The sequence below is a fragment of the Paenibacillus sp. 1_12 genome (assembly GCF_900114475.1).
Lineage (GTDB): Bacteria > Bacillota > Bacilli > Paenibacillales > NBRC-103111 > Paenibacillus_S.
This window is the reverse complement of record NZ_FOTE01000007.1, coordinates 187,823-202,535: the sequence shown is the minus strand read 5'-3', so window position 1 is coordinate 202,535 and position 14,713 is coordinate 187,823. Positions and strand designations below refer to the sequence as shown.

Here is a 14,713-nt window from a genome sequence, read left to right as displayed (position 1 = left end):
TTTAATCCGTATAACTCCTTATACTACGGAGTGGTCAGGAACCATTTTCTTTAATCTCTATAGGATGAAAAAGAAATGGAGCATCAATTAAGTATTTTTTGATTATAGCTTGTGCATAAGGTTGTTCTTCTTTAAGACCTTCCGTTTCTCTTGGATCAGGTGCATGGTGAGCATAATTTTCGATCATGACCATCACTGTAAAGCTTTCCAATACTGACAGCCAATCACCCTCAAGTTTCCTAGTCCTTGTATAACCCTTCAGTACAACTTCCCTTTGTTTGGGATAAAGCCCCAATAGGGTATGTGCTATATCATAAAAAAAGTACCCAAACCCACATCTTCCAAAATCTATCGGACGAGGATTTTCTTTATGAAACACAATATTACCTTGGTGTAAATCGCCATGAATGAGTCCATACATTTCTTTATCCATGGTAAGCTTGCCAATCGAAGACAGTACCTTTTCAGCAGCTAACTGATACAGTTGAAATTCGTCTTCTGTCAAGAACCGATCATAATAATGTGCCAAACGACTCATAGCTCTCCTAAAGCTCTGCTCGCCCCAAACCGGACGTACAAAGTTGGCAGATATCTCAAACTCCTGCGATACTTGGTGGAGTTTTGCCAAGAGAATACCCTCATTGTAGATTTGGTCTTCCGTTAAATTTCCGGTTAGTTGTTCACCCTCTACCCAACACATCAATGAAGCATAACAAGAGTATCCATTCTCCAGATCCACTTTTACGGTTTTGGAGCCATTACGATCTTTGATCCCCTTTGGAATCATTACGTCGATCTTTTCACTCAATGCATCAAGCCAATCGATTTCGGAATTGATTTCCTCGCGACTGATACCTGTGTGAATACGGAGTAAAAAAAGACCTTCATTAGCTGTTTCTATTACAAATGTACATGTATCGGATAATTGATTGTAACGAATTTGTTTCCACTCCAAATCGTAGCTTTGGAGTGCTCTTAATGCTGCTTGCTTCGAATGTGCAATGATCTTTTTGATTTCTTCTTCGGAATCTAACTTTATTAAATGAATCATCACTTTCCTCCAAACCCAAACTTTACATTCGTAGCTATAAATCGTCTTCTTTGGCATCCAGTCCAATCAACAAACTTTATTTCTTTTCAATAAGAATTTTTCCTGCCTCCAATTTCGTTAACTTAGCCGGATTGAGTGTTTGAAACTTTCCATTATCCAGCTTACGGATAGCTTCGATTTGTGCAGTCGTAGCCGGCTGATCACGAATGATTGCGTACAAATTATCATAGGCGATCATCTTGGCAATCTTCGGATCACCAAGCTCATCAATTAAACGGTACATACCTTCGATGGCTTGTTACTCACTCTTCAATCCAAACCCCGAGTCCGTACTCAACATAAACCGGTCAGGGAAATCTTTCATAACAGGTACAAAATCTTTTAGTTTATTAGAGCTTTCGGGATTAAATGCAGTGAATCCTGCGAAGAAATCGGCATACACATTAGGGTATGTCATTATAAGCTCACGGATGTTAGACGGAGAATTAAAGGCATTGGCATGCGCGAAAATAAATGTCGTGTTCGGGTATAATTTTAATGCTTCTTTGAATTTCTCTAAGACAAGTCCGTTAGGTGGATCGATATGAAGCAAGACAGGGACTTTGTACTCAGCGCATAGTTCATATATTTGTGGCAAGACGCCATCCATCGGATTTTTCGTTTTCCATGCAACCTTGGACAACACCGGAGAATTTGTGGAAGCAGCCGCAATTTCCCCAATTCCGAAATATCCTTTTTCCAGCATCGAACGCGCGGTGTCCACTCCTGAAGCTTCAAGCAGGTTGATTCCGGAGAAAAAAGGAATGATCACGTCTGGACGATCACGGTAGGCTTCCCAAGCAATGTCATCAGTTCTTACTGCCGAAGGCTCAGAAACGTCTCCGAATAGAACAATACGACTAACGGCGGTCTTTTCCCAGATGTTTTTCATTCCCTTATATTTATAATCGCTGGCATCATGATTATGAGCATCGAATAAAGGGATATCCCCATATTCTTTAACCAAATCTTCAAAGCTTTTATTAGCAGCTCTGGGTGCAGTCTTGTCGGTTGTGACAGGTTTCTTTTCTGCTGTGGTAATCATTTCCTGCGTTGATGCAGCTTCGCTCAAAAAAAGCATTTTAACTAAGAACACAACTCCGGCAAAAGCAATACATATAATTAGCAATAAAAAAAGAGAGTTTTTTTTCAATGGACCTCATTCCTCCAATCTGTGAAAATATTAAGATATCAGATATTACCTTTTCTTTGAAAAATATTATAATCTCTTGGAATAAACGTATAAATCAACAAATTGGTTATCACATTTCTTGAATGCCTCTTTAACCAAGCCTATGCGCTCAAAGCCTAAACTTTCCCATAGTCGAATGGAAGCAGTATTCGTAGAAACTATCGAATTAAATTGAATGGCTCTATAGCCGGATTGCCTTGATACTTCAATTGAATGGCTTCCCAGCATTTTGCCGATTCCCTTTTTTCTATAATCGAATCGCACGGCATATAATGCATTTGCAATATGACTGCCTCTCCCTGGAAAGTTCTTATGCAATATATAAAAACCAATAACCTCGCCACTTTCACACTCAATGGCACAATATGTTTGATCTTGTTTCGTTACAATATCAATGATTTTGTCTCTAGAAAAATGCTCCGTCCAAAGAAAACTATCTCCTTCATCTATAACATGGTTCCAAATTAACTCTATGGCAGCTGTATCTTCTTTTTGATAGGATCTAATTTCAACACTCATTTCTAAACCTCCATGATTAGCGTAATCGGTTTTATTTTGAATGAGCAGACGCTTGTTTATCACTATCATAATTAAAAGCAGTGCCCGGTGCGCTTGACATAGGATGGTTAAGGATAAATTAAACCTGATTAGGGCTCGCTATCATCTGACTGACAATGTTGTCATTTATTTCGTAAGGCACTTTCGTTTCAGGTCAATCTTGTCCACCTTGCGTTATCAGTTATTTTTCACTGTAATAGCGGCATAATTCTATATTACTACATAAATATCCTATTTTGTTAGTATTTAAGTTTGCGATCCAGAGTATGCGAGTCTTCATAGGATCCAGCACGCAGTGATCTCCTTACCAACTACCCATACATAAGACCACAAAAAACATCGCACATTTATGCGATGTTTGTGTGAGTTTCATTTTCTCATCAGGCTCAGCTCCCTATATTGCTTCGGAGTGATCCCTTCCAGCTTGCGAAAATAACGAATAAAGTTTTGCGGGTTGTTATACCTCATTTTCTCCGAAATTTCCGTGATCGTCATATTCGTTTCGATCAAAAATTTCTTGGCCATTTGCAGCCGATGTCGGGATAAATAATCGCTAAAAACAAAACCGGTTTCCTTGCGAAATACACGACTGATATATTCCGGATGATAGTTCAGCCGGGCCGCGCAGCTCTCCAGCGACAACGGAGAGTCGTACTCCTGATCAATAATCGCGAGCATTTGATCCGATATTCTCGTATAGAGGGTTTCCCTGCTTTTGTCGATATAATTCATCAGAGGGCGAATCATCGTATGCTGCAGCCAACCCACAATTTCCTTTGTCGATTTCAAGGCAAGGATTTCGTTTACCATCTCCTTGTCCTGAAGACCCATATCATATAGAGTTCCACCCATTTCCTGAACAAGCCGCGTTATATCGACCAGCAGCCGCAGCAGGACCAACTGAAACTCCTGCTGGCTTATCGCCTTGCGGGTGATGATCGCCATGAATTCATCCAACAACCGATAGCTTCCTGCTTCGTCCATCAGCTTAATATGGTCCATCAGCTCATTGACGACTTGCTGCGGATATGTAACGGATGGGTCCGTCCCTTCAGGTTTCATATCCTCAAGGAACAGAATCGATTGCTGCCCCAGGCGCACGCTGTAAGATAGTGCTTCCTTCGCTTCTTTAAAGGCTTTGGGCGCCTCGCTCATTTCCATAAACAAGCAGCTGATGCCCATACTGATGTTTAAATGCAAATACTGTTCCACCGAATTTTGAATAGCAGCCGCCCATTCATATATTTCCGCCTTCGAAGCCTCTGGAAGCTCGGAATAATCGCCAAGCAGGGTCACTTGGAGATCGTTGATCACAACCGGATTCAGCCTAAGCTGCTCCGGGATCAGTTCCCCTGCTATATTCAGAATGGCAAATAGGAGCAGATCTCTATCACGATCGGTATAATTAGTTCCTTCCAAGGTATCGATGCGTACGCAGATAACCCTCATTCGCTTCCAGCTTTCCAGCTCGTTGGATTCAATACGGTCCGCTATTTCTTTGGCGCTTACTGCACCCTGCAGCAACTTATGTACAAAAAAATCACGAAGCTGCTGCCTATAACGCGATTCCTTCCCCATGAGTACATGCATGTTTTTTTCAATCCAGTAGAACTCATCGTTTCTCTTGGAGAATCGCGGCATGTCGGGCGATTTCAATACAAGATCGTACAGCTTGCGAACCGGTCCATACAGCCTGCGGGTTCCCTCAAACGATACAATAAAGATCAGGATACACACGAGCAAACAGATGAAAATGGTCACCCAACCGATCGCTTTCGATTCCTTCGTTATCTCATTGATATTCGTCTTCGCTACGTAAATCCATCCATTATAATTCGATTGCCTGTACGTAATCTCGTAGGTATGATTGTCGGTTTCAAATTGATCCGCTTCTCGGTTTGCCAGCTTGATGGTTTCCATGTACGCTTCATTGGATAGATCCTTACCGATCCATTCCGGATTCCTGCCTGCAATAATCTGGTGATGCTCATCCAGGACGTACATGTCGCCACTTTCGCTCCCACTGCCTTTTGGAATCATTTTATTTAATTCCTGGCTCGGTAATACGGCAATAAGAAGGCCAAGCGGGCTAAAGGAATTGATTGGGATTGTTTTAACAATTGCTGTATTCCATACCCGTAGGTTCGGTTTTTCGAAAAATGGGGATTTCAAGGCAGTCCAAAAAAATAGCTTTCCCTTATTGGCATACTCGGTAAAGGTGGAACCAAGCTTACTTTCCTGCAAAGATTCTTTGCCGGCGCTGCTTAATATCCAATTTTTATTAAAGTTCACGAGGTAGACATCGGACAGTCCAAACTCGTAAAGCTGCTGCCGATACAGCGTCTGCATTAATTTCTCATAGGCTAAATAGTCATCTTTGTCGAGAGCCTGCTCCATTGCATCAATCAGAAGCGGCGAGTTCGTAATTTGTGCCTGGGCATTATCCACCATTTTCAGCTTTTGTTCAAAACGAAGCTGCGTTTGTTCCACCATCTCCATATCGCTTCTGTGCGCCTTATCCAGCAAAAGCTGTGAGGATTTAGAATAAGAGAAATAACCAAGCGTTATCACGGGAATAAAGCCTATCAGGATGCAGAACAAAAACAATCGCTTGAAATAGCTAAAACGGCGGTTTTTCATCGTTTACCTCCAACTCACGGCAACCTTATCCATTATTCAGCAAGCTCCGCACGCATATCATCGGGAATAACTGCCAAATATACATTTGGAATCCCTCCAGCATCCGAATTATACACCACCATTTTACCGTCCGGACTAAAGGAAGGGTGGGGATGCGTCCACTGTGGGTGGCAGGATGAGCTATTGGGGTAACAAAGGACCTTGTGCTTCTTCGTCACCGTATGAATCAGATGTATGCCATGATCAGGCCAGTTCGTATCGGAGACCATCCATTCACCATCCATGCTGCAGGACCCATGCCAGTAATGCTCCCCGTTAACCAACAGCTCAGGTTCTTCATAATTCTCCGCCATTATGGCAATTCCCTGCTGCTCCTTCTCCAGATTGGACATAATCCGTTTCGTGTCTCCAAGCCACATCCAATGTCCATTCCCATAAGGAAGCTCAAGGGGGCGCAAATTACTTCCGTCCCGATCAATTAGCCAAATATTTCTGTGATGTGCATCCGGTCCATCCTGAAAAGCAATAACCTTGCCCTCCGTAGGCTCGCATTGGGTATGGGTGATATCCCGGTTCTCAAAGATAACCTCGGCTTCCTTGCCGTCTGTAGAAAATCTGGCGATCCCGCGCCGACCATTTTTTAAAGTGGCCTCAACATAGTAATTGCTGTTGTCATAAGTCATACTGGCGCATTCCGCATCCCAGGTAAGAGCATCCAGATAGCTGATAGTCTCCTCCTCATAGGTGTTCATCGACACTCTACACAGCTCGCCGTTTGTAACGTAGTACAGCCACTTTCCATCATAGGAAACGATGGCTCCTCGTACATTTGGACGATCAGTCAGCTGCACTAGCCCCATGCCGTCTGTTTGAACTTTGAATACATCGATCTGCGAATCCCGCTGGGCAGACCTGTAGGTTTTAAATACAAGTGACCGGGAATCGGGGGTAAAAGCATTAATATGAAAGTAAAGCTTACTATTAATCGTGGGGAACGCAGTCAGCTTGGTGATCTTCACGCCGGTTTTGCTATCCTCAAAAAATTGCCTTTCAGATGGATAAGCCTGGCCTCTCGCCATCAGGGAACACTCCTTCGTTAATAGGTTTGTTGTTGGTTCGCAGATTTTTTGGCTCTTATTGCCATTCTTGTGCAGTGAAGCTCATCTTCAAGTGTAACGGGCATTTCCGCTCTGCCCAGCAGTGTTTGGATGAACCGGTTCCAATAGTTTTCCTCTGGCTGAGAAATATCTACAGGTCCCCAGTCGTGATCACCTACAACCAGCCGCGTTCGGGCTCCGCCATCCACAGCTTCAATAAATCCCTTGGTGCCAAATATCCGTAAATGCTCATTGCCCCATCCACCGAAGCCCTTCGGATTTAAATAGTTGGCGACAATGCTGGCAACCCCTCCATTATCAAGCCTCATCAGCATACTCGCTGCCATATGAAGGCCCCCGTGTTCGCAGGGATTGCCAAGCTTGGTTTCCATGGCATGAATTTCTTTGATTTGCACGCAGGCCACATGCTCAACAAATCTTATTGCATGAATACCATTCTGGCCGATGAGCCCCCCGTCGATCGCTTCATCCTGTGGACGACCGTCGTGATACGGGTATGATTTTTGAGCGAATACCTGTACAACCTCGCCAATCACACCGGATAGGACCTGGTTACGTATCGCCAGGTAAGGCTGTTGAAAGCCCGTGCCCGCCATTTCACGGAAGCAGCAGCCTGTTTCGTTCACGGCCTGCAGCAGAAGGTCTAGCTCTTCCTCGTGAAGGGCACAAGGCTTTTCAGCATACACATGCCTGCCTTGCTGCATACACATAATCGCTTCATTGACTTGGTTAGACCTTCGGGGCGAGCATAAGGAAACGACCTGTACCCTTTCGTCCTTCAACAGGTCCTCTAGGGACTCATAATGCCTTATATCCGTATCGAATTGCTGCTCAGGGGCAAGCAGCTTTGTATCCATAGCAGCTGTAGCGACGATTTGTGCATAAGGATGGTTGACCAGCTCGCCATGAATTTGATGTCCTCCGTTATTCCCGAATAAACCGACGCCAATTTTCATAATACCTCCCGCACAACCTCAACTGTTCCTCGACTTTCGGATCTTTGCATAGCCTCAATAATTTTCAGCCCCTCTACCACATCATGGATATAGGCTTCTTCATTCATTTTCCGCTCGCACACAGACTCGTAAAATGCCTCCCACTGATACCGGCCTGCATCCCCTGTGACCTCGACCTCTTCTGTGATTCTTTGCTTCGTTATCGGGTCACAGGCCACAAGTAGCAGCTTGTTCGCGTCTCCCTCATTCGTTGGCATGACATCGCAATAAAACGTACCGTACTCGAAATTCAGGATCATCGGGCTTTTATACCTCTGACTGTCATCTACACAAAAGCTCCCGAATATATTGGCTATCGCTCCGTTTCGGAAAAGCAGGCTTACCTGCGAGTTGTCTACTGTAGGCCGCTCCGTGATCAGACGGGAGCTCAAAGTCGATACTTTGTGAACGGGTCCGAATATTCGTACCATGTCATTGATGATGTAGATGCCCAGCCTGAATATCGGGGCGACCGGACATCTTTCAGGGTCATCGTACCAGCCTCCATCTGCCTTCTCGCGGTAATTGACCCAAATGTCCCATCGACCCCCGATGGGTATACCCAGCTCATACTTCGCCGTCCATGCTTTGATATAGGTCAGCGTTTCATGCCATACGGGCCCAGGGGAATTCAGATGGACGACTCGCTTCATTGCAATGGCTTTTGTGAGAATGTCGAGCGCTTTTTGCGGACTCAGTTCAAAGGGCTTCGTTGTGATTACATCTCGTCCAGCGCTCATAATCTGATCAATCAGCTCCGCTCTTCCTGCCGGTGGTGTATACAGCCCAACCACCTGAATCTCTGGATCGGCAAGGAGACTTTCCATCGAATAGTAGGGCTTTGCGCCATACTTCCTTGCACTGTCATCAACCTTGGAAGGATCAAGATCGCAAACTGCGTATACATGGAAATAGGGGTTGCACTCCCCTTCCAGCAATTCCTCTATGACTGTGCTTCCGAATCGCAGTCCCACAATCGCTATATTCAGCTTTTCCATATAAACGTTCCACCTGCCACCGCATTATTTTATTAGCTTTGCAATTCGTCTCTCAAATACTCCGGTATTTTGACCAGATACATCTGGGCAATTCCAGTTTTGTCGGAATTATACACCACGTATTTGCCATCAGGGCTGAATGAAGGATGCGGGTGTGACCATTGAGGATGAGAGGAAGAGCTTTGTGAATAGCATAAAGTCTTATACTTTTTGCTATTCACATGAATAAGTTGCAGCCCGTTATCCGGCCAGCTTGTATCCGATACCATCCAGTTGCCGTCGCGACTGCTGGCTGCATGCCAAAAATGTTCGCCTGTCACAATGATTTCCGGCTTGTCATCATGCTCGCCCATCACTGCGATCCCGTTAAACTGCTTTTCAAGATTGCTCATAATTCTTTGGGTAGAGCCCAACCACATCCAATGCCCGTTGCCATAAGGTAAGTCCAAGGGTCTAGCATGGGTGCCATCCTCGTTGATCAGCCATATATTTCGATGCTCGGCATCCGGTCTATGCTGAAAAGCAACAACCTTCCCCTGTGAAGGTTCACATTGGGTATGAGTAATCGAATCCGATTCATAGATAATAGCAGCTTCTTTGCCGTCAGTTGTATATCTTAATATCGCTCTCCTGCCATTGGTCAACGTAGCATCTGTAAAATATACGCTTCCATCGCTGCTCATGCTCGCATTAATAGTGGACCCCGCAGTATTGCTGCTAAGTCCGGTAGACGGCTGTATGCCATCTATATAACCGATTTGATCCTCTTGAAAATCGACCATGGATACGCGACGAAGCTCTCCATGGCACATATAGTAAAGCCACTGTCCATCAGGCGATACAACCGGGCTGCCGGCTTCTGCGGCATCCGTAAGCTGCATCAGCCCCATTCCATCGATATTGACCTTAAAAATATCAACTTTCGAATCCCTCGTTGGCTGAGAAAATGCTTGAAACACAAGGGTTTGTGAATCCGGAGTGAACGCATTAACATGAAAATACAATTTTATATGAATACACGGGAAAGAGGTAAGCTGAATGATCTCTGCACCTGTCACCGCATCTCTAAAAAAACGTCTTTCTGACGAGTAAACCCGACCGATATTCAAAACTGAACACTCCTGTCTTTAATTCTTTTGCTATCTATTTGCTTTTGCTCTTGGCAAAGCTCTCGGCGAATTCGGACAATACTTTATCCCCGCCTGCCTTCTTCCAATCCTCCTGAACCTTTTTCCATTCGTTTTCGTCGATTTTGCCCATAATAAACTTTACAGCACCATCGGAAGCTATTTTTCTTAATTCATTGCTTTTTTGGCTCCAGGTTGGGGATTCGAAGTATAAGGGCAGCGCCGGATTGACAACAGCAATTTTCACATTATCCTTAATCAGCTGTTTGCCTTTTGTTGTTAATGGATTTTCCCCTGTTGCAACCAGTTCCTTCGAGCTATCATCAATACGCAGCTCACCGAGACCCAGCGTATCCTTATCGAACGCTTCATCCCCGCCAATTTTCTCAACTTGGCCATTGGTCAGCTTGTATTGCTTGCCCTCAAGTCCCCAGGTCAGCAAATTCACGGCATCCTGCTCCTGCAGCCTATCAAAAAACGCCAGGATTCGTTTTAATTCATCCTCTGTCTTAACGGAAGATTTCGGGAAGAGGAACACCCCCGTATAGCCTGGCTGCGCCCAGACCCTCTGGCCTTTGGTCCCGGTTATCGTATCGAGAATGGCCACCTTCGCATTGGGATTAATTTTGGCAAGCTCCATCTGCTGCTTACCCACATCATCAAACAAACCCAGATTGATTCCAGCCTTACCCTGATTGAACATCGTGTTCATTTGCTGTTCTTCCGTCACGACAAAGTCCTGGTTCAACAGCTTCTCATCATACAGCCTTCTAATGTATTTTAGCGCTTCCGTGTATTCATTCGTCATGAAATCCGGTGTGAATTGCCCGTTTTCTTCCTTCCAACCATTCGGAGCTCCAAACCATGAAGCGATGTGAGGGATCAAATAGCCTTGCCCGTCTTTAAAAGCTAGAACGCCGTAAGTATCGTCTTTCCCATTTTTGTCAGGATCATTTTTGGTGAACGCTTTCATGACGTTGTACATATCCTCGGGCGTCTTCGGTTCCTTCAAATTCAGATTATCCAGCCAATCCTTGCGGTAAGTGACACCAAAACGGGCAAGCGGTCTTGAACGGTATAAGCTATAGGTTTTTCCCTGTATTTTGGTGCTCTCAAACTGCAGCTTGCTCAATGCGCTCAAATTTTTGTAATCCTTAAGGTATGGACCGATTTCCCAGAACAAGCCTGATTTAATCGCATTTACCAAGGGTGGTGCAGATGAGTTCAAAGCGAGCATAACCTTCGGCAAATCGTTGGAGGCTATCGAAACGCTGACTTTATCGTCATAGGCCGAGCGCGGCACCCATGTCATTTCGAGTTGTGTGTCTGTGATCTCCTGCAGCTTCTTCCAAATGTCATTTTGGTTGCTAGGCGGCTGCGGTGTGTAGTAGGTAGCCATCATACTCAGCTTGAGCGGCTGTTGCTTCGTTTCTGCCGTCTTGGGTACCATCGGGGCCGGCGCTTCTCCTTGCTGTTGTCCCTTATCTTCACTGCAGCCTGCTGCCAGCACCGACAAGGTAACTAAGGTACATATTGCTGTATAAGTCCGTTTTCTCATCTCATTTCTCCCTTTCTGAATTATCCTTTAATTGAACCTAACAGCACGCCCTTGGCAAAATGTTTTTGAAGGAAAGGATAAACCATAATAATCGGCAGGGTGGCAACCACGATGACAGCCATCTTCACCGTTTGCGGCGGCACGACATAAGCGGCTTCTGCTGCGAAGCTGGCATCACCTATCCCTCCTGAAGACATGATGACAATTTGCCGCAGTAAAATTTGAATCGGCCATTTATGGGAATCGTTGATGTAGAGCAAGGCACTGAAAAATGTGTTCCAATGCGATACCGAATAGAACAGTGAAAATGTAGCCATCGCTGGCAGTGAGAGTGGAATGACTATTTTCCACAAAAGTAGAGGATCGTTGCAGCCGTCCATTTTTGCAGATTCCTCAAATTCAACAGGCAGCTGTTTAAAAAAATTGATCAGAATAATCATATAAAACGAATTGATAGCGCCGGGCAGCCATAAGGAGCCGTATGTATTCAGCAGCCCCAACGATTTGACGACCAGGAAGCTTGGTATGATTCCCCCGCTGAATAAAAGTGTGAACACCACAAGCAGCATAATCGTCCGCTTTCCCTTCACATTGCGGGACAAGGGATAGGCCATCAACAGCGTCATCGCCATATTGATCATGGTCCCGACAACGGTTATAAAAATGGTAATCAGCAGACTGCGAAGCAACGTATTTTCAGAAAAAATAAAGCGGTACGCCTCAAGTGAAAATTCCTTGGGAAACAAAATGAATGGACTTGCCAATACTTCCTTCGCTGAAGCGAGTGAGCCAGCCAATATATGAAGAAACGGAAATAAGGTTAATACAGCAATCAAAGCAAGAACTGTAAAGTTGCCAATATCAAAAACTGTGCCTGTTAAAGAACGTTTGTGCAAACTAGGGCACCCCTTTCTCTAAAGAATTCCATACTTCTAATATACACCTTCCTCCCCCAATTTCCTGGCGATTTGATTCGCTGCGACAACCAAAATCAAACCTACGACCGATTTAAACAAACCAACAGTTGTTGAATAGCTGAATTGCCCCTGTGTAATCCCGTTCGTATAGACGTAAGTATCAAAAACCTCGCCTACCTCCCGATTAAGAGCGTTGATCATAAGCAGGATTTGCTCGAAGCCGGTATCCAGAAAATTACCCAAACGAAGAATGAGGAGTATGACAATGGTGCTTTTGATTGCAGGCATCGTAATGTACCAAAGCTGGTGCCAGCGGCTCGCTCCATCGATCTTGGATGCTTCATATAAGGTCGGGTCCACCCCTGCGAGCGCTGCCAAAAAAATAATTGTGCCATAGCCCGTTTCTTTCCATATCACCTGCAGCGTCACCATAGGCCGAAACCATTCGGGACCCGTTAGAAAATTAATCTTATCGGCTCCCAGTGACGCCAAGCCCTCATTCACGATGCCACCTTCAGTCGTAAACATCACATAGGTGATCCCGACGACAACGACGATCGAGAAAAAGTGGGGAATATAAATGAACGTCTGGACCGTTCGTTTGAACCATTGAATCCGCAGTTCATTCAGCATCAGGGCCACAATGATCGGCAACGGGAAAAATAACACGATGTTGTATACCGCCAATATTGCTGTATTCCAAAATAGCTGCCAAAAAATCGGCTCCGAAAAAAAACGTTCGAAATGCGCCATGCCTACCCATCTGCTGCCCCAAAAACCAAGCGCCGGCTGGTAATCTTTGAATGCAATTAACAGATCCCACATTGGCAAATATTTAAACAACAAAAAATAGATCAATCCAGGCAGCATCATCCCATACAGCCATATATCCTTTCGAAATGCTTTTCTGAAGCCCACGGCCACATCTTTAACGGGTTTCGCCTTTAAACTGCGTTCGATAGCTTTCACCCCCTCTCCTTCGTTGTATACTAGGAATCATAGTTCCCTGCATGTTGTTCAGTCTATAATCATCACCCGACCATGTATCATAATTGGCAAACAAAACTACAATAACCCTTATAATCATTTCATGAGCTTTTGCTCATTTGATGATATTAAGGGGGACATCAGGTTGTTCGTGCAGGAAAAAGTCATACCAGTTTCAAAAAGAAATGGGGAGAGCAATTGATTCAAAAAGCAACGTTTGCCGGAGGCTGCTTCTGGTGCATGGTTAGTCCGTTTGAAGATCAGCCAGGCATCCTCCGTATACAATCCGGCTATTCAGGCGGAGTGACAGAAAATCCCACTTATGAACAAGTGAAAACAGGAACAACGGAACATCTGGAAGTGGTTGAAATCACATTTGATCCGGACATCTTTTCATATGAAAAGCTGCTCGAGCTGTACTGGCCTCAAATTGATCCTACCGATGCGGATGGGCAATACCATGATCGTGGGAACCAGTACCGGGCCGCTATTTTTTATCATAACGAAGAGCAGCTGAAGCTTGCTATAAAGTCTAAGGAGGAGCTTGAACAAAGCAGGCGCTTCGATAAACCCATTGTTACCGAAATTCGGCCAGCGGCTGTTTTCTATCCAGCAGAGGATTATCATCAGAATTACCACCGTAAAAATCCGAATCACTATAAGCAAGACCGAGAAGCCTCCGGGCGTGACGCATTTGGTGAAAAATACTGGAAGTAATCAAGTCAAAATCCCCAGTCTTGCAGGCTGGGGGTTTAAATACACGCGCTGACCTTTCGATGAAAGGTTTTTTTGCTGTTTGACAAAAACATCTTTAGCATGATTATATTATATAGACCGATCACTATAATCAAGGAGGAGAATGAAATATCCGTTAAACCAAATTCCCGTGAAGCTATATTAAAAACGGCTGCGCAGCTATTTTTTACACAAGGCTATCATGCAACCGGCTTAAACCAGATCATCCAAGATAGTAAATGCCCAAAGGGCTCGTTATACTATTATTTTCCCAGCGGCAAAGAAGAGCTTGCGTTGGAATGTATTAATTCCATCAAGAAAATAGTTTTGGACAAATGGAAAGAGCATTTTGGCTATAAGCAGAACGCAGCGGATGCCATCCAGAGCTTTATCGAAGCGTTGGCAGATGATGCTGTACGATCGGACTTCGAAGGATTCATGCCGTTCAATTTTTGGATGGCGGCCGAGACGTCACCGATTAGCGACAAGCTGAGAAAGACATGCCAGACGGTTTTTGCGGAGTGGCAGTCCATTATTGCGGATCATTTGGTGCTAGGAGGCATCCCTGCCGATAAAGCTAAGGAAAAGGCGGTCGTTATCGTCTCTTTATTGGAGGGGGCGCTGATTCTTACTTTAACGAATAAGGACAAAGAAACCCTTTTAACTGTATCGAGCTATATCCCTTGTATTGTTAACAACTGATCAGGGTATGACTAAAAGAATGAATCAGGAGGATGGAAGTTTTGCAGGCAGCTATTGGAGAGACACAAGAACATACAAATAATAATTTTAAAGTAC

At 44.6% G+C, this 14,713-nt stretch carries 14 protein-coding genes; 2 read left to right on the top strand and 12 right to left on the bottom strand.

The window, feature by feature from the left end; genetic code table 11:
• Positions 1 to 34 precede the first annotated feature (34 nt).
• The 12 genes from BM210_RS17550 to BM210_RS17495 all read right to left on the bottom strand — a co-directional run bounded on the left by BM210_RS17550 (position 35) and on the right by BM210_RS17495 (position 13,066).
• Positions 35 to 1,051 carry a phosphotransferase enzyme family protein gene (locus BM210_RS17550; protein ID WP_091170714.1) on the bottom strand — a complete coding sequence of 339 codons (1,017 nt, stop codon included), beginning with the start codon at positions 1,049 to 1,051 and terminating at the stop codon, positions 35 to 37.
• Between the two features lie 76 nt (positions 1,052 to 1,127).
• Positions 1,128 to 1,334 (bottom strand): hypothetical protein, encoded by a 207-nt coding sequence (locus BM210_RS17545; RefSeq protein ID WP_091170711.1) that lies wholly within the window; start codon positions 1,332 to 1,334, stop codon positions 1,128 to 1,130.
• Between the two features lie 15 nt (positions 1,335 to 1,349).
• Positions 1,350 to 2,243: an amidohydrolase family protein gene (locus BM210_RS17540; protein WP_091170709.1), complete on the bottom strand. Its 894-nt coding sequence runs from the start codon at positions 2,241 to 2,243 to the stop codon at positions 1,350 to 1,352.
• A 66-nt stretch (positions 2,244 to 2,309) separates the two neighbouring features.
• A complete protein-coding gene (locus tag BM210_RS17535; protein ID WP_091170708.1) occupies positions 2,310 to 2,801 on the bottom strand; it encodes a GNAT family N-acetyltransferase in 492 nt (163 codons plus the stop codon).
• 408 nt (positions 2,802 to 3,209) lie between these two features.
• Positions 3,210 to 5,480: a helix-turn-helix domain-containing protein gene (locus BM210_RS17530; RefSeq protein WP_091170705.1), complete on the bottom strand. Its 2,271-nt coding sequence runs from the start codon at positions 5,478 to 5,480 to the stop codon at positions 3,210 to 3,212.
• A 32-nt stretch (positions 5,481 to 5,512) separates the two neighbouring features.
• Positions 5,513 to 6,559, bottom strand: a complete 1,047-nt coding sequence (locus BM210_RS17525; protein WP_091170703.1) for an oligogalacturonate lyase family protein — start codon at positions 6,557 to 6,559, stop codon at positions 5,513 to 5,515.
• Between the two features lie 17 nt (positions 6,560 to 6,576).
• Positions 6,577 to 7,554: a Gfo/Idh/MocA family protein gene (locus BM210_RS17520; protein ID WP_091170700.1), complete on the bottom strand. Its 978-nt coding sequence runs from the start codon at positions 7,552 to 7,554 to the stop codon at positions 6,577 to 6,579.
• A complete protein-coding gene (locus BM210_RS17515) occupies positions 7,551 to 8,591 on the bottom strand; it encodes a Gfo/Idh/MocA family protein (protein WP_091170699.1) in 1,041 nt (346 codons plus the stop codon). The genes BM210_RS17520 and BM210_RS17515 overlap by 4 nt, the downstream gene beginning before the upstream one ends.
• A 32-nt stretch (positions 8,592 to 8,623) precedes the next feature.
• Positions 8,624 to 9,700, bottom strand: coding sequence for an oligogalacturonate lyase family protein (locus BM210_RS17510; protein WP_091170697.1), 1,077 nt, complete (start codon positions 9,698 to 9,700; stop codon positions 8,624 to 8,626).
• Positions 9,701 to 9,734: 34 nt separating this feature from the next.
• On the bottom strand, positions 9,735 to 11,276 hold the full coding sequence (locus BM210_RS17505) for an extracellular solute-binding protein (RefSeq protein WP_091170695.1): 1,542 nt from the start codon (positions 11,274 to 11,276) through the stop codon (positions 9,735 to 9,737).
• A gap of 20 nt (positions 11,277 to 11,296) precedes the next feature.
• Positions 11,297 to 12,172 carry a carbohydrate ABC transporter permease gene (locus BM210_RS17500; protein WP_091170693.1) on the bottom strand — a complete coding sequence of 292 codons (876 nt, stop codon included), beginning with the start codon at positions 12,170 to 12,172 and terminating at the stop codon, positions 11,297 to 11,299.
• Positions 12,173 to 12,208: 36 nt separating this feature from the next.
• Positions 12,209 to 13,066, bottom strand: a complete 858-nt coding sequence (locus tag BM210_RS17495) for an ABC transporter permease (RefSeq protein ID WP_091171064.1) — start codon at positions 13,064 to 13,066, stop codon at positions 12,209 to 12,211.
• Between the two features lie 315 nt (positions 13,067 to 13,381).
• Between BM210_RS17495 and msrA the strand changes: the two genes are divergently transcribed.
• Positions 13,382 to 13,897 (top strand): peptide-methionine (S)-S-oxide reductase MsrA, encoded by a 516-nt coding sequence (msrA, locus tag BM210_RS17490; RefSeq protein WP_091171061.1) that lies wholly within the window; start codon positions 13,382 to 13,384, stop codon positions 13,895 to 13,897.
• 99 nt (positions 13,898 to 13,996) lie between these two features.
• Entirely contained in the window at positions 13,997 to 14,617 is a 621-nt protein-coding gene (locus BM210_RS17485; protein ID WP_371263493.1) for a TetR/AcrR family transcriptional regulator, read from the top strand.
• Positions 14,618 to 14,713 lie beyond the last annotated feature (96 nt).